Source organism: Neorhizobium huautlense (genome assembly GCF_030811685.1).
GTDB classification, from domain to species: domain Bacteria; phylum Pseudomonadota; class Alphaproteobacteria; order Rhizobiales; family Rhizobiaceae; genus Neorhizobium; species Neorhizobium huautlense_A.
This window is the reverse complement of the sequence record NZ_JAUSRF010000022.1, coordinates 16,892-35,054: the sequence shown is the minus strand read 5'-3', so window position 1 is coordinate 35,054 and position 18,163 is coordinate 16,892. Positions and strand designations below refer to the sequence as shown.

At 57.9% G+C, this 18,163-nt stretch carries 15 protein-coding genes; 5 read left to right on the top strand and 10 right to left on the bottom strand.

Annotated features, from left to right (window positions below):
- The 7 genes from J2T09_RS23935 to coxB form a co-directional block, all read right to left on the bottom strand.
- Positions 1-2,133 carry a TonB-dependent siderophore receptor gene (locus J2T09_RS23935; protein WP_306839340.1) on the bottom strand — a complete coding sequence of 711 codons (2,133 nt, stop codon included), beginning with the start codon at positions 2,131-2,133 and terminating at the stop codon, positions 1-3.
- 102 nt (positions 2,134-2,235) lie between these two features.
- Entirely contained in the window at positions 2,236-3,072 is an 837-nt protein-coding gene (locus tag J2T09_RS23930) for a helix-turn-helix transcriptional regulator (protein ID WP_306839338.1), read from the bottom strand.
- A gap of 475 nt (positions 3,073-3,547) precedes the next feature.
- Positions 3,548-5,824, bottom strand: a complete 2,277-nt coding sequence (locus J2T09_RS23925) for an FdhF/YdeP family oxidoreductase (protein ID WP_306839336.1) — start codon at positions 5,822-5,824, stop codon at positions 3,548-3,550.
- A 61-nt stretch (positions 5,825-5,885) separates the two neighbouring features.
- A complete protein-coding gene (locus J2T09_RS23920; RefSeq protein ID WP_306839334.1) occupies positions 5,886-6,695 on the bottom strand; it encodes a formate/nitrite transporter family protein in 810 nt (269 codons plus the stop codon).
- Between the two features lie 173 nt (positions 6,696-6,868).
- The gene (locus J2T09_RS23915; RefSeq protein ID WP_306839332.1) at positions 6,869-7,216 is read right to left on the bottom strand and encodes a hypothetical protein; all 348 of its coding nucleotides are present in this window, start codon (positions 7,214-7,216) and stop codon (positions 6,869-6,871) included.
- Entirely contained in the window at positions 7,213-9,723 is a 2,511-nt protein-coding gene (ctaD, locus tag J2T09_RS23910; RefSeq protein ID WP_306839329.1) for a cytochrome c oxidase subunit I, read from the bottom strand. Before ctaD ends, J2T09_RS23915 begins: the two co-directional genes overlap by 4 nt.
- Positions 9,720-10,544, bottom strand: coding sequence for a cytochrome c oxidase subunit II (coxB, locus tag J2T09_RS23905; RefSeq protein WP_306839328.1), 825 nt, complete (start codon positions 10,542-10,544; stop codon positions 9,720-9,722). Before coxB ends, ctaD begins: the two co-directional genes overlap by 4 nt.
- Here coxB and J2T09_RS23900 point away from each other — a divergent pair.
- Positions 10,515-10,949, top strand: coding sequence for a DUF2231 domain-containing protein (locus J2T09_RS23900; protein ID WP_306839326.1), 435 nt, complete (start codon positions 10,515-10,517; stop codon positions 10,947-10,949). The two genes, coxB and J2T09_RS23900, sit on opposite strands and share 30 nt — an antisense overlap.
- Here the strand turns inward: J2T09_RS23900 and J2T09_RS23895 are convergent.
- Positions 10,927-11,430 (bottom strand): CopD family protein, encoded by a 504-nt coding sequence (locus tag J2T09_RS23895; protein WP_306839324.1) that lies wholly within the window; start codon positions 11,428-11,430, stop codon positions 10,927-10,929. The genes J2T09_RS23900 and J2T09_RS23895 overlap by 23 nt on opposite strands.
- A gap of 185 nt (positions 11,431-11,615) precedes the next feature.
- Between J2T09_RS23895 and J2T09_RS23890 the strand changes: the two genes are divergently transcribed.
- Positions 11,616-12,224: an exopolysaccharide biosynthesis protein gene (locus J2T09_RS23890; RefSeq protein ID WP_306839322.1), complete on the top strand. Its 609-nt coding sequence runs from the start codon at positions 11,616-11,618 to the stop codon at positions 12,222-12,224.
- 189 nt (positions 12,225-12,413) lie between these two features.
- On the opposite strand, the gene J2T09_RS23885 is transcribed toward J2T09_RS23890, so the two are convergent.
- Positions 12,414-12,578 (bottom strand): hypothetical protein, encoded by a 165-nt coding sequence (locus J2T09_RS23885; protein WP_306839320.1) that lies wholly within the window; start codon positions 12,576-12,578, stop codon positions 12,414-12,416.
- A 36-nt stretch (positions 12,579-12,614) separates the two neighbouring features.
- On the bottom strand, positions 12,615-13,694 hold the full coding sequence (locus J2T09_RS23880) for a catalase family protein (RefSeq protein WP_306839318.1): 1,080 nt from the start codon (positions 13,692-13,694) through the stop codon (positions 12,615-12,617).
- Between the two features lie 164 nt (positions 13,695-13,858).
- Between J2T09_RS23880 and J2T09_RS23875 the strand changes: the two genes are divergently transcribed.
- From J2T09_RS23875 to ligD, 3 genes are all read left to right on the top strand, one after another.
- On the top strand, positions 13,859-14,461 hold the full coding sequence (locus J2T09_RS23875) for a DedA family protein (protein ID WP_306839316.1): 603 nt from the start codon (positions 13,859-13,861) through the stop codon (positions 14,459-14,461).
- 137 nt (positions 14,462-14,598) lie between these two features.
- Entirely contained in the window at positions 14,599-15,492 is an 894-nt protein-coding gene (locus tag J2T09_RS23870) for an SDR family oxidoreductase (protein ID WP_306839314.1), read from the top strand.
- Between the two features lie 21 nt (positions 15,493-15,513).
- Positions 15,514-18,150 carry a DNA ligase D gene (gene ligD / locus J2T09_RS23865; RefSeq protein ID WP_306839312.1) on the top strand — a complete coding sequence of 879 codons (2,637 nt, stop codon included), beginning with the start codon at positions 15,514-15,516 and terminating at the stop codon, positions 18,148-18,150.
- Positions 18,151-18,163 lie beyond the last annotated feature (13 nt).

The window sequence follows — 18,163 nt, the reverse complement described above, 5'->3', positions numbered from 1 at the left end:
TTACCAGCGATGCGTCAGCGTCGCGCGGATCGTGCGGCCCGTTCCCCAGTAGCATTGGGTGACCGTGTTGCACGACGCGACATACTCCTCGTCGAACAGGTTGGCGACATTGACGGCAATTTCCGAACCCTTCAGGCTGTCGTTGATGGCGCTGAGATCGAGGCGTGCGGCTACGTCGAACAGGGTGTAGGCCGGTGCCTCGAGGGCATTGGCGGTATCACCGAAGCTCGCACCGGTATAGCGCACGCCGGCGCCGGCGCTAAAACCTTCGAGGTTTCCGGAAAACGTATGGTTCACCCACAGGGCGGCCTGATGGTTCGGCACGTAGATGACGCGTTTGCCCGTAGCCGTGACGTTCGAGTCCAGATAGGCATAAGAGGCGATCACATCCCAGCCTTCCCACATGTTGATCTTCGCTTCGGCCTCGATGCCGCGCATCTCGACGCGACCGATCTGTTGGGAAACACCACCGCTGGTGACGACGAGATTACTCTGCTCGAGATCAAAAGCCGCCAATGTGAACAGGTGGTCGGTCCCAAGCGGCTGGTATTTTACGCCCGCTTCCCACTGCTTGCCTTCATTCGGGTCCCAAGGCTGGCCGGTGGTGCTGAGGCCCTGCGTCGGCTCGAACGAGGTGCCGTAGCTGACATAGGGGGCAATGCCATTGTCGAACGCGTAAAGCAGGCCGGCGCGACCGGTGAAGGCGCCGTCGTCGTTGACGGTTCGCGTCGAATTCAGCCTGTTGTAGGTATCCATTTCAGCTGCGTCATAGCGGCCCGTCAGCGTCAGGCGCCAGTTGTCGAGTGACATCTCGTCCTGAAGGTAGAAGCCAACCTGATTTATGTTCTGCTTTGCATTCGCCGTGTTGGTGATCGTGCCGATCGTCGCTTGACCATAAACGGGATTGTAGATGTTGAGCGGCGACGCCGTGCCGGTACCGAACTGATAGTCGTAATTCTGGACGAGAAGGTCGACACCGGCGAGCAGATTATGCGTTACCGGTCCTGTCTCGACAGTGCCGGAAACGTTGTTGTCCATGGTGAAAGTACGGGCGACGTCATGAATTGCGGCCGCGAGACGATTGACCATCGGTGGAACTGCGGCGGCTGCGGGATGGCCGCGCACGACGTTCAGGTCATAATCGACTTCCATCAGCCGCGCTGACGAATTGAACGTGATGCCGTTATCGAATGTGTGTGCGAACTGATAACCGATTGCCGACTGGCGGCGTTGGAAATCATCATAACCCGGCTCGCCGATATAGGTATCGCGGCCGTAATAACCGTAGGCGCTGGGATAGAGCATGCCGGGGGCGGGCAGGAACTGCAGCGAGCCGCCATCATCACGGATGTGATGCCCCGAAATGGTCAGTTCGGTGCCTTCTTCCGGCTTCCAGGTCAGAGATGGCGCGATGAACATGCGGTTGTCGTCGACATGATCCACCTGCGTTTCCGCGTCACGCACCATGCCGGTCAGGCGATAGAGGAACTGTCCTTCGTCGTCGATCGGCCCGCTGAAATCAAATGCCGCCTGCTTGCGCCATGGCTCGCCGAGCGTGAACTGCACCTCGCGCAGCGGTTCGTCAGTCGGCTTCTTGCTGACGAAATTGATGAGGCCGCCGGGGGGAGTCTGGCCGTAAAGGGCTGCAGCCGGCCCACGCAAGGCCTCGATACGCTCGACCATGTAGGGGTCGATGCGCGGCCAGGCATAGGTGGCGCGGGGCATGCGCGTACCGTCCAACAGCTCCGGAACGATGAAACCGCGCATGCGGATCCAGTCGGCGCGCGGATCGGCACCAAAAATCTCGGCATTTGTGGAGGGCGTGTAACGCATGGCCTCGCTGGTCGTCGTGACCTGTTGCTGGCGGATCTGGTCAGCTGTGGCGATGGAGATCGATTGCGGTGTCTCCACCACGGCGCGGCTAGATTTGGTGGCGGTTGCACTCTGTTTCGCAACGATGCCCCGAACCGGTCCCTTGGCATTCTCGCCGTCTGCCTGGACAACGATCGGTGCAAGTTGGGTGCCGCCTTCCTGCGCGTAAGCAAGGTTGAGCATCGGCGGAAGCATTGCGGAACTGCCGAGCAATGCCAGACCCAAGCGTCTAATCCGTTCGGAATTTGCAGAAAATGTCATCGTTAGCCCCCACGAATTTGGTGGTGGCGTTTTAGCTTTGTCATGGAATGGTGAGCAATGAGCTCCACTTTCGTGATCCTGAGAAATGCTTTTGCGATCCTGTCACGAAAGGTCACAGTCCTCACTGGAGGTAGCGTGGGGTATGAGGGTGCTCGGTGCGTAGCCGAAGCGGCGTCGGAATAGGGTGGAAAAATGCGCTGCCGTATAACCTGCCTCCGAGGCGACCTGGCTTACCGCGAAATGTCCGCTGGCCAGCATTTTGTAAGCACGGTTGAGGCGATATTCCTGAACATAGCGATAGGGGGCCATGCCGTAGATCGCGCGAAAGCCACGGTGCAGCTTGGATAGATTGATGCCGCACTGTCGCGCGACATCCGTAAGGTCAGGTGGATCGATGGCGTGTGCAACGAGCAGGTCGCGGGCGGCGCGCACCCGCTCCTGATCCGATGGGGTCAGAAGGCTCGCAGCAATCCGGTCGGACGCAGGAGAAAAGCCATCGAAGACCAGGGAAGCGAGTTCCAGTGCCTTCGCACACCGATAGAAGCCATGTTTTTGGTCATTGTCACCCAGCAACTGAGCACCGAGAGCACGGATAGTAGTGTCCGCCTGTCTTGATCTCAGAACGAGGCTGCCGTGTGATCGACCCTGCGTGCCACATAATAGAGATGCCGGATCGCGCTGATATTCGGTCTCGATAAGCGCACGGTCGATCTGCAGGAGAACGACGCTGAAAGGTGTGTCTCGCGAAAAAACCTGCTGTCGCCTGTTTTCCCCTTCGCTCAGAACGGCAAATGTCGTTGGGGTGCGAATGTCCAAAAGCGGCGCGTCACCGGCCTCGAGCTGCATCCTGCCTTGCAGGACGACGATGATCCGGAGCCCGTCATGAATGGGTGACGAGACGTGAAGCGGTTCGGAAAAAATCTTCGTACTCGTCTCCACGAGCAAATGGCCTTGAAGGTGCGTAGTGACCGTTTGGGAAGGAGACGTCGAGATACTCATTTCATGACATTATAAAATATGAGTATTGAAATCAATATTTAACTCCGGTCCCGTTGCTCATGCATGGAGGGCACAATCTTGATCTAAGGAGAGGGAAGCTTTCATCTTGGAGACATCACGCGTTCCGCTCACCAGGGTGTCTTCAATGCCCATCGAATTCATGGGTCAGTGGTTCCAATCCCATCAAGACGGAGGTCACGTTATTAGGTATATGCACACCCCCACAAATACGACTATGAGAAGAGCCACGAAGACCTTTGTCAGCCCATAAACGACATTCTTTTCGGTGCTCATTGAAAACATTGACCTCACTGCGTTTAAAACTTCCGAATTAAGACCACCATGAGCCACACCCATCACGACGGAGCGGGCTCGCTCAGAATAGCTCGATATCGCTTCAGCTGCGTTCTAGCCCTTAGGCTTCGATGCGCACTGGGATAGCTTTCGAAGCGGGTGTCTTCGAGAGCTCATCGTGATGATCGATTGCGTTCAGTACGTTGCTTTCTGGATAATACGCGCCGATCGTCCCGCGTGGCAGGTTGTGGGCGACGACTTTGAGACCGGGTAGTTCACGACGTTTGTTGTCACCGAAATCGCTGACAAGATTCACTGTTTGACCCTCGGAGAGACCTGCGGCTACGATATCTGCCTCGCACATCAGCACCACGTCTCTGGTGCCTTCAATGCCACGGAAACGGTCTGAATAGCCGTAGATCGTCGTGTTGAACTGGTCGTTGGAACGCATCGTCACCAGCCTGAAACGTCCTTCCGCATCCTCGAAGGACAGCGCGTTCATCCGGTCCGGCGTCGTGAACACTGCTTTGCCTTCATCGGTGTTCCACACCCGTTCGTGGGCATCGTTGCCACGATAAAAGCCGCCGGGCTCAAACATGCGGCGATTGTAGTCTCTGAAATCTTCGGGATAGGTCGCTTCGATCAGGTCGCGGACGAGACCATAATCGCCCGTCCATTCATCCCAGCGTAGACTTGGCTGGTCAGCAAGTGTCGCCTTGGCAATGCCGGCAACAATCGCCAGTTCGCTCTTTAGATGTTTCGAAGCCGGAGAGCGTTTTCCGAGCGATCCGGAGATATGCGAGAAACTGTCCTCGGTCGTCACCGCTTGCGGACCCGTTGCCTGCTCATCGATTTCGAGCCGTGACAGGCAAGGCAGGATATAGGCGTGCCTGCCTGGGAAAAGATGGCTGCGGTTGAGTTTGGTGGAGACCATCACAGTCAGTTCCTGGCTTGCCCAACCGGTTTCCATCTCGCCCTGTTCAGGGACCGCGCGCAGAAGATTTCCGCCAAGACAGATCGTCGCCTTAATGTCTCCGGCGATCATTCCCTTGACGGCATCCACGATGGTCAGGCCGTCTTCTGTCGGCGGATTGAAATCGAAGAGTTCTTTAAGTTTTTCCATCGGGATCAATTCGGTCTTTTCGGCAACGCCGACCGTCCTTTGGCCCTGAACGTTCGAATGACCGCGCACCGGACAGCAGCCGGCGCCTTCACGACCGATATTCCCGCGTAGGAGGAGGAGGTTGACCAGCATGGCGACGTTGAGCGCGCCCTGGGCATGTTGTGTCAGGCCCATGCCGTAGACCCCGATCACGCGTTCGGCACGAATATAGACGTCCGCCGCATCACGGATCGCTGTTTCGGTTAGCCCGCTTTCACGCTCGATATCATGCCAAGTGCTTTGACGGACGCAATCGATGAAACTCGAAAAGCCTGTCGTATGGGTGTCGATGAATTCGACATCGATGACACGGCTTGTGCCCGACGCCACCGCTTCGTCGTCCGCTTCGATCACGGTCTTGCAGAGACCGAGAATTGCGGCGATATCGCCACCTGCCTTGACCTGCAAATAATGGTCGGAAATCGCCGTTTCGTTGCCGGTCAGCATGTCGAAGGGGTTTTGCGGGTTGACGAACGAAACCAGCCCCTGCTCGATCACGGGATTGAACGTGACGATTTTCGCGCCGCGTTTCTTCGCATCCTGCAAAGGGTGCAGAAAACGCGGGCTGTTGGAGCCCGGGTTCTGACCAAAGAAAAAGAAGGCGTCCGCTTTCTCCAAATCCTCCCAAACCACCGTGCCAACCGGCGAGCCAATGACCTTGTTCAAGCCCACGGAGGTCGTTTCGTGACACATGTTCGAGCTTTGCGGCAGATTGTTTGTCCCATATTGCCGTGCGAGCAGTGCGTAGAGATAGGCTGCTTCCAGCCCAGCATGTCCGGAGGAATAGAAGACCGCGGAATCGGGATGCAGTTGCTTCAGCGTTGCTCCGATCTTGGTAAAAGCCTCCTCCCAGGTTACCTCGACATAACGGTCCGTCCCCGCATCATAATAGAGCGGGTGCGTCAGCCGGCCGGTCATTTCCAGATCGTGGTCTTTCCAGGCCCGCAGTTCGGACACCGTGTGTCCATCCCAGAAATCCGGCGTACAGCGCGCTTTGGTAAGATCCCACATCGTTGCCTTTGCGCCGTTCTCGCAGAATTCGAAAGGATGATAATTGACGGGTTTCGGCCAGGCGCAGGAAACACACATGAAGCCTTTTGGCTTGTTTTGCTGGGCCAGCGCTTCGATTGTCGCAGGCGTCGGCCATGTATCGCCGTAGATGCGCGCGATCGATTTCAGCGAACCCCATCCACCGGCAGGGCCTTCCGATTCCGGATTTGCGATATGATCCGCCATGAAATTTCTCCTCTTATCTGAGTTCAATATCAGCCTGCGCAGGCGCCGTTGTCGTATGGGCTCAGGCAGGGGCGCTCTTGCCGTAGGCAGCGTGATAAGCGAGAGCGACAAAGGCCCCCCCTAGAATATTTCCGATTGTTGCAGGCAGCAGATTGGCGAGGATTTCGCCAAGCGACAGCAAAGTGGTGCCCTGGTCGATCAGTCCCTGTGCCAGATAGGCATAGGACAGAAGGTACATGTTGGCGATCGAATGCTCCAACCCCGCCGCCACGAACGCCGTGACCGGCAGGACGAGACCGATGATCTTGCCGGCCACGCTCTGCGCCGCATAAGCCAGCCATACCGCCAGGCAAACCAGCAGATTGGCAAGAACGCCGCTTGCGACGGTCGTCGCAAAAGTCTTTGCCGTCTTCGTCTCGGCAAGATCCATGGCCGCGCGCCCGACGGCGCCGTCACCCGCTTCGTGAAATCCGGACACGGCCGCAACGCCCGCAAGCAGGATCGCCCCTGCAAAGTTTGCGACATAAACGACAGAAAGGGCGGTGATTGCCCGCATCAGCGGTATCCGCTTCGCGGCAACCGCTCCCAACATCAGCGTATTGCCAGTAAACAGTTCCGCACCTGCAATCAGCACAAGCGCAAGCCCGAGAGAGAACACCATGCCGGCTAGAACCTGACCCGCGCCGAAGGCAATTCCTTCGGCACCTGCAAGAGCGACCGTTGCGAAAAGTCCACCCAGGCCGATATAGATGCCGGCGAGCGTACCCAACACGACCATTTTCGAGAGTGGAAGGTTTGCTTTGTCCTGACAGGCATCGAAGACATTGCCATACAGTTCATCCGGTTGTGGCAACGATGCTGTGCCGGTCATGCGCTCTCCCTTTTCGATGCGACTGCACCCTGTGTTTTCACAGGCACATGGTTCGCAACGATCCGGCGGGCAGAAGGCTCAATAGAAAATGAACACGTTTATGTGAGTATCCGTCAGGCAACAGACCACGCGCGGCATGTGGCGCGACATTGCATTACCGGCATTGTCGAGGTTCAGAGCGCGCACAAGGTAAGCCAGAAGACGCCGATGAAACAGAAGGCGGTCGAAAAGAGAGCCGCAACCGACACGTATGTCGTGACGCCTTTCAGGAAGTCGGAGGTTCTGGTGTCACCAGATAAAGCGCTCGAGCGTCGCTGAAGCCGGTAGACGGCAACCACCATCACCACGCTCGCCAGGAAAAGCCCAATCAAAACAGATCGGAGCGCCCATCCGGAGGGGTGAAGGAACTGGTTCTCTGTCGCAAGGCTACAGGCGGTCGCCTGGGTGAAGTAGATACCGAGGAAGGCGCCGCTCCAGACGAGAAAACCCAGAACCATGATGAGGACAGGACGGCGCATCATGGTGTGCTTCCTGCGATCAGGCTTTGCAGGTTCAGGCAAAAGCCGACTGCGCATACGCCCGCTGCCGCCGAATAGTCATGCCAAAGCCGTCCGATCCTCAAATCGAGCGATCGCACCGCTTCATCATGGCCGCGCAACGCCCGCCATATGGCGTGGGCGGCAAAGATGGCACCGATCATGCCGTGTAGGGCGGCGTAGATGAGAATGACGAACAGCGAAGCGATTGCGGCATGGCCCGAGGGCGCAGGCAACGTCAGGAGAGCAACCCAAAGAAACAGCGCTGCCGACAGAAGATGCGCACAGAATGCCAGAGCATTTCCGGCCAAAGCCATGTTCGTCTTGCGACTTGCCAATCGGCTGCCGACGCAAGCCAGGATGGAAACAACGGCAGCGAGGACCAGAATCTGAATGTCGAGCGAGACGTCTTGCGGGGGCCAGTTGGGCGCCGAGACCCATAGAAAAAGACAGCCGAAAAGCAGCGAGATGTAAAGCGTTGCGTTGGCGACAAGCGTCAACACCATGGCGAGATGGGATGGCGGGATCTGTGCCCTGATATGCACCGGTATCTTCAGGCCGTGCCCAATCGAGACCGGATCCCGGTCGATTGGAGAACCATCACGAACAGTCCATAGCCAGAAGCATCCGATCACGGCGGCAAGCGCCAAGGGAATAAGCCAGTAGAGCTTGAAGAGCATGAGCAGGAAGAAGACGCCCGTCGCCAGCGCAGTCCAGAGCGGCAGATAGGTCTGACGCGGAAGCTCCACGACCTGGTCCGGCTCTCCGCTTATGGGGTCCACGCCCAGCACTTCCATCCGATCGTGCCGGGGCATGCCGAGATAGCCGTCGCCGGCAGCAAGGCGCGGCCCGATCTTGTCGGGATCGAGGAGGTCCGCACGGCTGTCGATGCGGGCGATGGATGCGAAATTGTAGGAGGGCGGCGGTGTCGGCATGGCCCACTCCAGCGTCCCGGCGTGCCAAGGGTTGCGCCTGAACGGTCGACCGAACTTGAACAGCAGAATGAAATCGAGGGCAACCAGGGCGAAACCCATCGCCATCAGAAAGCTCCCCATCGAGGAAACGAAGTTCAAGGTTTCCCAACCAAAGTCAGAGGGATATTCGAATATCCGCCGCGGCATACCGAGCAAGCCTGTCAGATGCATGAAAAAGAAAGCGACGTTGAAGCCGATGAAAACCATCCAGAACGCTGCATGGGAAAGGTGTTGGACCGGCTGCTTTCCACTGAGGTGCGGAACCCAGTAATACGCCATTGCCAGCATGGGAAAAACGAAGCCGCCGACCAGGACATAGTGCAGGTGAGCAACGACAAAATGCGTGTCGTGGGCCTGCCAGTCGAACGGCACCATGGCGAGCATGACGCCCGTCAGACCTCCGATAACGAACACGAAGAAGAACCCGAAAATGTGCAGCATGGGAATGGAAAAACGCGGCCGCCCGTGAGCAATCGTTGCGAGCCAGGCAAAGATCTGGATCGCCGTCGGCACGGCAACGAGAGCGCTTGCCGCCGAGAAAAAGGAAAGGGCGACATGCGGAATGCCCACCGTGTACATGTGGTGCACCCACAATCCGAACGACAGAAACGCCATGGAGACGATAGCCGCAACGATCATGCGGTAGCCGGCAAGCGGCGTGCCGGCGAGGACAGGCAGAATGGTGGAAATCGCGCCGGCCGCCGGCAGGAAAATGATGTAAACCTCCGGGTGCCCAAACAGCCAGAAGAGATGTTGCCACAGCAACGGATCGCCCCCGCGTGTGGGGTCGAAGAACGGCAGGTCGAATGCACGTTCGACCTCCAGCAGGATGGAACCGAGAATGAGGGGCGGAAAGCCGACCAGCATCATGGTCGCAACCACGAGCATGTACCATGCGAAAATGGGAATACGATCGATCGACATGCCGGCTGCTCGGATCTTCATGATCGTCACGATGATTTCGACCGCTGCTGAAAGCGCCGAAATCTCGACGAAAGTGATCCCAAGCAGCCAGACATCGGAGTTGATGCCGGGAGCATAAACCGACGATGACAGGGGCGTGTACATGAACCAGCCGCTGTCGGGCGCGACACCGCCGATCAGCGCTCCGATCAGGATCAGCCCGCCGAAAAGATAGCACCAGTAGCCATAGGCCCCGAGACGGGGAAAAGCGAGGTCGCGGTTGCCGAGCAGTTTCGGTAGGAGATAGATCGCCATGCCCTCGAAGAAAGGTATGGCGAACAGGAACATCATGATGGACCCATGCATGGTGAAAACCTGCGCATAGGTCTCGGCATCCATGAACACGCTTTCGGTTGACGCCAGCTGCGTACGGATCAGCATGGCAAGAATGCCGCCAATCGCGAAAAATACCAGTGCGGTGAGCATGAACCGGATGCCGATGACGTTGTGATTGACGGCGGCGAGCCGGCCCCATCCGGGTTTCGTTCCCCATATGCGTTCGAGCGCGCGATGCAATGCGATCGGATTTTGGCCTGACGTCATGTTCTCGCTCATTCGCTCGTCTCCGCAGAGACCGCTCTCACAAAACCGTCTTCATCATGAGCACGAACCTCGAAACGCATACCGGCATGCCCGGTACCGCAGTATTCCGAACAGATGCCGCCATATCGGCCGGGCTTATCGGCACGGATGCGAAGCCGGTTCGCATGTCCCGGAACAGCATCGATCTTTCCGCCGAGGCGGGGCACCCAGAAACTGTGAATGACGTCCTCGCTTTCGGCGACGATCTCGATCGTTCTGCCGGCCGGTATATGCAGGACCCCTGGTTCGGCCACGCTGCCGGGCAGGGTCGGATAGGAAAAATCCCATTCCCACATCCGCCCGGTCGCGCGGACTTCGAGGACGTCCTCGGTATCTTTGGTGGCGCCCTTCAGAAGGAATTCACCCTGGTTAAAAGCGTATAGGGTCAGTGCGATCAGAACCGGCAAGGGAAGGGCGAGACCACCCCATACGATCCATCGATCGGGCGGCAGCCGGCGTCCGAAGTCGGGAACAAACCACGCCGCCAGAAAAAGACCGAGGACAAGCGCGAACAGGGCGCATGATCCCCACAGCATCACCCACCAGAGATCCGCAATGGATGCCGCAGATGGCCCGGCAGGATCAAGCGCCGAAAGCTCGCCGCTGCATCCGCTGACAAGCGAGGCAAGGCCGATCGCTCCCAAACTGCGGAACCAACTCCACTCTCCATGACTTTGCCCAGAAAGCGGAGAACTCTGATGGAAGATAAAACCGAAGCGGCCAATCCTGTCATTGCAGAGGTTACGGAGAAGGATGCCAGTTCCATGATCGCGGTGGCCGGCCACCCGCTTCATGCCATGAGCGTGCATTTTCCCATCGCTCTCGCATTCCTGACGCTTGCCGTCGATATGCTGTTCTGGTGGTCCGCCGATCCGTTCTGGACACGCGTCGGTGTATGGAGTTCGGGCGGCGTCTTCTTTTTTGGTGTGGCTGCCGGCCTTGTCGGTACCATCGAGTTGCTGTCCGTGCCCGGCATCCGCGAACGGGTGGCGAGCTGGGCGCATGCAATCGCCGCCGTCACCCTTATCGCATTTGCCGGCCTCAACTGGGGCCTGCGGGTGACCGGGGCAGGGGATGTTCTGCCACATGGAATTCTTGTCTCTTTGCTGACCTGCATCATGACGGGAATGGCCGGGTGGCATGGCGGCAAGCTGATTTTCGATCATGGCGTCGGCCTCATGGTATCGGCCAAGGACTGAGACGCTCGACGATGGTTCGCAACCCTCCGGGCCGCATCAGTTCGCCCGCAAATTCCGTGTCGATAGGTGGCTTGGCAAGCGCCAGGAATACGATCACCGCCGCTACAATCGCGGTGATCGCTGTCGCCATGACGAAGCGCCAGACGGGATAGTTCTCACCCTCTTTGAACAGCCTGATGATGATCAGTCCAGTCAGGACGTGCAGAATAACGAGCACGCCAACAAAAAGCAGTTTGAGTGAGAACCATGGCGCATAGGTTTGTTGGCCAAAAATGAGGGCTGTGCCGGTTGCCACCGCGATGAAGGCGGAAGGGGAGATGATCGTAACATAGGCATAGCGCACCATCATCTGCAGGCGATAAAGCGCGTCCTTGTCTTTCACATGTGCGCGTTGGACATAAAGCCCAGGCAAACTGATCAGACCGGCGGCCCAGATCGCGATCATGGTGATATGGACGAATTTCAAAAGCGCGATCAGCAAGCTCGGCCTGTATTGGTGGGGAGAAGTCGAGAATTCCAGTAGATGGAGCTTGGGCAGGATGTGTCTAGAACACGAATGCGTGAACCGGTATTGGAGCCATGTCTGGGAAGAAGCAGCTCAGCGCCGGAACCGAGTGCGGCTGTCGCCGTTAGTCACACCTGGAGCAGATCGTCCGAAGGACAGGCATGGGTGAGAAGAAACTGGCAGAAAAGTGCGCGGGAAAAGGTTTCTCGGATCTCATCGCGCGACTGACCGCGCTCGCGGACTCTTCCGACAGGATCAGTGTCCACGAAATCCGGGAGGAGATAGGAGAGCGGAGTTTCGGGCCTTTCCTGATTATCCCTGCGATCATCGAAATAAGTCCTATCGGCGGTATTCCCGGTGTGCCCACGGCCATTGCAATCATTATCAGCCTTTTCGCCGTGCAGATATTGGTCGGGCGTAAGCATCTATGGCTCCCCCAGATCTTGGAGCGGCAAACCCTCGACGGACAGAAGCTGAAGAATGGGTTGGGGAAGCTGTCGACCATTTCACGCCATTGCGAAAAAATTCTCCGACCGCACATGAACTGGGCCACAAGACCACCGTACCTGCAATTGCTGGCGGCTGTGGTCATATTGCTGTGCGTTTCAGTTCCGCCCTTGGAGTTTATACCCTTTGCGAGCACCGCCCCGATGCTGGCAGTCATGATGGTGGGAATAGCTTTGCTGATGCGCGACGGTCTTGCTGCAGTTATTGCATCGGTCATGGCTGCTGCCAGTGGATACCTTGTGTGGTCTATGCTTGCTGCCTAGCTGCTGCCCCCCGAGCATTGGTATGGATCTTTTGCTGCCTATCCAATGGCCATATGCGCACGCGCTCTGTCGGAATATAAGCTCCGCTGCAATGACGTTATGCAGCTCAACGCATCAGGTCGCAGAAGGTTGTTGCAAAGCCTCGCCCCAAAAAATCACGTCGCCGGAATGCCGATCTATTCCTCACCCTCAGATTGTTGGTTTTCCTTGTTCGGTTTCGGCGGCTTGCCGCGCCAATGTCTCGAGCACAGCCGGTGTCGGCCAGCTTTCGCCATAGATGCGGGCAATCGATTTGAGCGATCCCCAGCCGCCGGCCGGACCTTTGCCATCCGGGTTGCTGACATAATCGGCCATGTCTCTTCTCCAATTTTTCAAATGTCAGGCGAAATGTCAGTCCTGCGGTTCATGCATGGGACAGCGATTGAATGCCTGGCGGAAATCGGCGGAATGCTGATAGGCCGATCTGCGGGCGCGGTTGATATTGCCGAGCGGCTGATGGGCCGCCAGTCCGGTCCAGACGCTGAAGCGCATCTCGTCGTCGACGGCGCGGACCTTCTCGTCACTCCAACTGTCCTGTGGTTCGGCTGTCACGGTTGCGACTGTGACGAACGGCGCCTCGTCCTCCGCCCATTCAACCGTCGAGTCCTCGATCGGTTGTTTTTCCATGTCGCGACAGAGTTGGACCTGAAATTCCCAGACAGCTCTGGTGGTCAGCATCTCGGCCCGCACTGTTTCCCGGACCGCATCCTCGCTCACGCTGGCGTCAATCAGCTTGCCCGAGCGCCCAGTGAGGTCCTGTGAAACGGGCTTCATCCGGAATTTTGCGACATAGTCGCCGTAACGGAAAGGCGTGACGCTGAAATAGGTCTCGCCGAGGGGATCGACATTCGGCGCGCCACCCAGCGATTGGACCGCCGGGCTGGCCACCCCGACGCTCTCGAGTGCATTGTTGACCGTTTGCAGCACGCTCGACATCACCACCTTCGTGCCTTTCATGCGGTCGGTCGTCTTGGCCAGCAGTTTGAGGTTTTTCAGGAACTGAGACGCGGTTTTTGCCTGGAATACCGGACCGTTGACCATCACGAAATCCTGCGTGGTGCCTTCCGCATCCGGCAGACGATCGCCAAAAACATCGACAACTTTCAAGGCCAGCCCGCGCGGTAAAGAGACTGCATCGGGGAGAATGTCACCGGCATTGGTGGAAATCCTGATGTAAACCGGATGTCTGCCGGGCGAGGCAAACATGCCCTGCGCCAGTTCGGGGGCTAAGCCGTCATGCACTGTCATCTCGCCTTTCAAAATACCGTGGGCCTTGGCATGGACCGAGCGCACGGCATGACCGTAATCCTCGGCGGTCCGTTCCAGGATGGTATCGAATGCATCGTTGAGACCTGCCTGTGTTTCCTTCTCATCGGGCAGGACGGTCTCGATCTCGGGCGTGTAGCGGATTGGGGAGGCGGCAGATGACATGAAGGAGGCTCCAGGGGCGGGGACTAACCCAACTCCACGCCAACAGGATCGTTCCTGTTCTTGCCATTCTGTACGGTAGCCATTCTTGTCGATGTAACTTTCTGACGTCCAAAGCGTTTGGCAGCGCAAAGATGCGGAAGGTCATGGAATAGTCGAGGTCAGGAATGGAAAATCTGGTTCATACGTTGATGGAAAAGCTCGGAGCGTTCGGCATCGGGCTTTCGATGTTTCTGGAAAATATCTTTCCGCCCATTCCTTCTGAACTGATCATGCCGCTTGCTGGCTATCTGGCCACCCGTGGCGACATGAACATTTTCGTGGTCATTGCGGCCGGCAGCATCGGGTCGATGCTCGGCATTCTTCCCTGGTATTATCTCGGTCGCAGGCTTGGTCACGATGGCGTGCGAAGATTCGCATCACGTCATGGTCGCTGGCTCACAATGACAGCATCCGACGTGGACGCTGCCGCCGAAAGGTTCAAACGGCGTGGTGCCGTCTCTGTGCTTGTTGGAAGGCTGATCCCGACTGTGAGGACTTTGATCTCCGTGCCGGCCGGCGTCGCAAATATGCCGATCGGGAAGTTTCTGGCGCTCTCCTTTGTCGGCACACTTATCTGGACCTCCGCTCTTGCTGTCGCAGGCTATCTGTTGGGGCAAGCCTATAGCGTGGTCGCCGATTACGTCGATCCCGTTTCAACCGGCGTGCTGATTTTGTTGGTACTTATCTATGTCTACCGGGTGATCAGCTACAAACCAGAAGGTGGGTGAGATCTGATCGCTGTCCCCTAGATCCGGCCGATCCGCATTGCTCTCGTGCAACCATTCGTGCCTTGCGCACGGGAAATCCGGCTGGAACTCCCCTTGATGCCACGAGTTACGCAAGAACTTCATGGAAAGGCTTTTTAATGACAGACCGTTTGCAGATGCAGGATCCACGCACCCAATATCCATCCCCGCCATTTGATGCCCAGCCGCAGGCAATGCCCGGGATTGCCGGAAAAATGTCGCCAAAACCCGATCATGGCGAACTGTCCTACAAGGGAAGCGGTCGCCTGGTCGGCCGCAAGGCACTGGTGACGGGCGCGGATTCCGGTATCGGCCGTGCTGCCGCCATTGCCTTTGCGCGCGAAGGTGCTGATGTCTCCATCGCCTATCTGCCGGATGAGCAAAAAGATGCCCGCGAGGTCATCGATCTGATCGCCGCCGAGGGCCGTAAGGGCGTTGCCTTGCCCGGCGATGTCAAACAGGAAGCGTGGTGCCGCGAGTTGGTGTCCAAGGCCGTTCAGGAACTTGGTGGGCTCGATATTCTCGTCATCAATGCAGCTCGACAGCAGTACCGCGAGGATGTCTCGCAATTGTCGACGGACGATTTCGACGCGACGATGAAAACCAATCTTTACGCCCTGCACTGGATTGCGCAGGCTGCCGTACCGCATCTGCCGGCAGGCGCCTCCGTCATCACGACGGCCTCCATTCAGGCATACCAGCCATCGCCCATTCTCCTCGATTACGCCACGACCAAAGCGGGCATCGTTGCTTATACCAAAGCACTGGCGAAACAGCTTATCGAAAAGGGCGTTCGCGCCAATGTCGTAGCACCTGGCCCGTTCTGGACGGTGCTGCAGCCGAGCGGTGGCCAGCCGGATGAGAAGGTCGAAAACTTCGGCAAGGATAGCGATTTCGGCAGGCCGGGTCAGCCGGTCGAACTGGCACCCATCTATGTTCTGCTCGCTTCTCAGGAAGGCAGCTACCTGAATGGCGAGGTGTTTGGTGCTACCGGCGGCAAGGGCGTCGATTAAATTTGAAGTGGGTGCGTTTCGATGGCCGGTGACAAGCTTCGAACCTACAAGCAGAAACGCGACTTCAAGCGGACCACCGAGCCCGGTGGTCTGGTTGAGGTAAAACCGTCGAACCGCCTGCGCTTCGTCATCCAGAAACATGACGCAACGCGCCTGCATTACGATTTGCGGCTGGAGCTGGACGGTGTCTTCAAATCCTGGGCTGTGACCCGTGGCCCGTCGCTTGATCCGGCTGACAAGCGCCTCGCCGTGGAGGTGGAGGATCATCCGCTCGATTACGGGGATTTCGAAGGCACGATCCCGAAAGGCGAATATGGCGGCGGCACGGTCATGTTGTGGGATCGCGGCACGTGGGAACCGGAGGGTGATCTTGATCCCGAAGATGCGCTTGGCAAAGGCGATCTCAAATTCGTGCTTCATGGTGCTCGGCTGCACGGCAGCTTCGTGCTGGTACGCATGAAGACTGATCGCGATGGCGGCAAGCGGACCAACTGGTTGCTGATCAAACATCGCGACGATCATGCCGTGGATCGAGATGGTGGCGCGATCCTCACAATCGAGAAAAATTCGGTTGCCTCCGGCCGGGACATGGCGACCATTGCGGCGGGCAAGGGGCGTAAGCCCCGTCCGTTCATGCTGAGCGAACCCGTGATGGACGCCGATGCCGTCTGGGACAGCAGCGAAGGTCTCGCAGCCGAAAACCGGAAGGCGAGCAGTCACAAGCGCGCGTCCAAAAGTCGTGATTCTGCCACGAGCAGGATGCCTGACTTCATCGCACCCCAGCTTTGCAAAACGCAAGACAGACCACCGCCTGGGACCATGTGGCTGCACGAAATCAAGTTCGATGGTTATCGCATCCAGATGCGCATCAAGGCGGGAAAAGTCAGCCTGAAAACCCGTAAAGGTCTGGACTGGACAAATCGCTTTCGACAGATCGCGGAGGACGCTACAGGACTGCCCGATGCCGTGATCGATGGCGAGATCTGCGCGCTCGACGCAAACGGCGCTCCCGATTTCGCGGCCTTGCAGGTCGCGCTCTCCGAAGGCAATACAAAGGATCTGGTCTATTTCGGCTTTGATTTGCTGTTCGATGCCGATGAAGACATGCGCGAAAACCCTCTGGGTGAGCGCAAGAAGCGGCTTGAGACCCTGCTGGCCGATAGCACGATCGGTCCGCGTATTCGTTATGTCGACCATTTTGAGACCGGTGGCGATGCTGTCTTGCGCTCGGCCTGCAAACTGTCGCTGGAAGGCATCGTGTCGAAGAAGCTGGATGAGCCTTACCAATCCGGACGAAGCGATAGCTGGGTGAAATCCAAGTGCAGGGCAGGGCATGAAGTGGTGATCGGCGGCTATGCCACCAATGGCAGCCAGTTTCGGTCGCTGCTGGTGGGTGTTTATCGCGATAAGCACTTTGTCTATCTTGGTAGGGTCGGCACGGGTTTTGGCGCTGGTCGGTCCAGACTGCTACTGGAGACATTAAAGCCGTTATCCATCTCCCGCTCTCCCTTCACAGGCATCGGTGCTCCGAAAAAGGAAGCTGGCATCCATTGGGTGAAGCCGGAAAGAGTCGCCGAGATTGCGTTTGCCGGATGGGGAGCAAACGGACTTGTGCGCCAGGCGGCATTTAAGGGTTTGCGTGAGGATAAGCCCGCCGATGAGGTGACAACGGAAGAGCCGGCGTCACCATCACAACCGACACCTCAGGCACCAACAACACGCAAGGCCGTCTCCGCAAAACTGCCGTCCGGCTCGGGCAAGGCGGAGGTGATGGGCGTTCTGATCTCACATCCCGAAAAAGTGCTCTGGCCGGACAAGCAGGATCCGGTCACCAAGCAGGATCTTGCGCGCTATTACGAGGCCATAGGTGAATGGCTGATCGAGCATGTTCGTGGTCGCCCCTGTTCCGTCATCCGCGCGCCGGATGGAATTCAGGGTGAGCAGTTTTTCCAGCGCCGCGCCATGCAGGGAACGTCGAACCTTCTGGAACTGGTCAAGGTGACAGGCGACAAGAAACCTTACCTGCAGGTCGATCGCATTGAGGGGCTGGCGGCGCTGGCGCAAGTGTCAGCTCTCGAGCTGCATCCCTGGAACTGCCAGCCGAATGAGCCGGAAGTTCCGGGTCGACTTGTTTTCGATCTTGATCCCGGCCCGGATGTGGCGTTCTCGACCGTGGTTGAGACGGCAAGGGAACTTCGGGATCGCCTGGATGCTCTCGGTCTGCTCAGCTTCTGCAAGACGACAGGCGGAAAGGGACTGCATGTGGTGACACCGCTCAAAGTGGGAAAAGGAAAATCACCCTGCTGGGACGATGCCAAGGATTTTGCCCGGCGTGTATGCGCGCAGATGGCCGAGGACCAACCGGACCTCTACGTGACCAAAATGTCGAAGAAATTGCGCAACGGCCGCATCTTTCTCGACTATCTGCGCAATGACCGGATGGCCACGGCGGTGGCACCCTTGTCATCAAGAGCCCGACCGGGAGCGACGGTGTCCATGCCTTTGACCTGGGGGCAGGTGAAGGCCGATCTCGACCCGAACAGGTTTACGCTCCACACGGTGCCGGGACTGATCGGCAAGAGTGATGCCTGGAAGGATTATTGCCAATCGGAGCGACCGCTCGACGAGGCGATCCGACGGCTCGACAACGCGACCTGAGCGTCATCGCTGT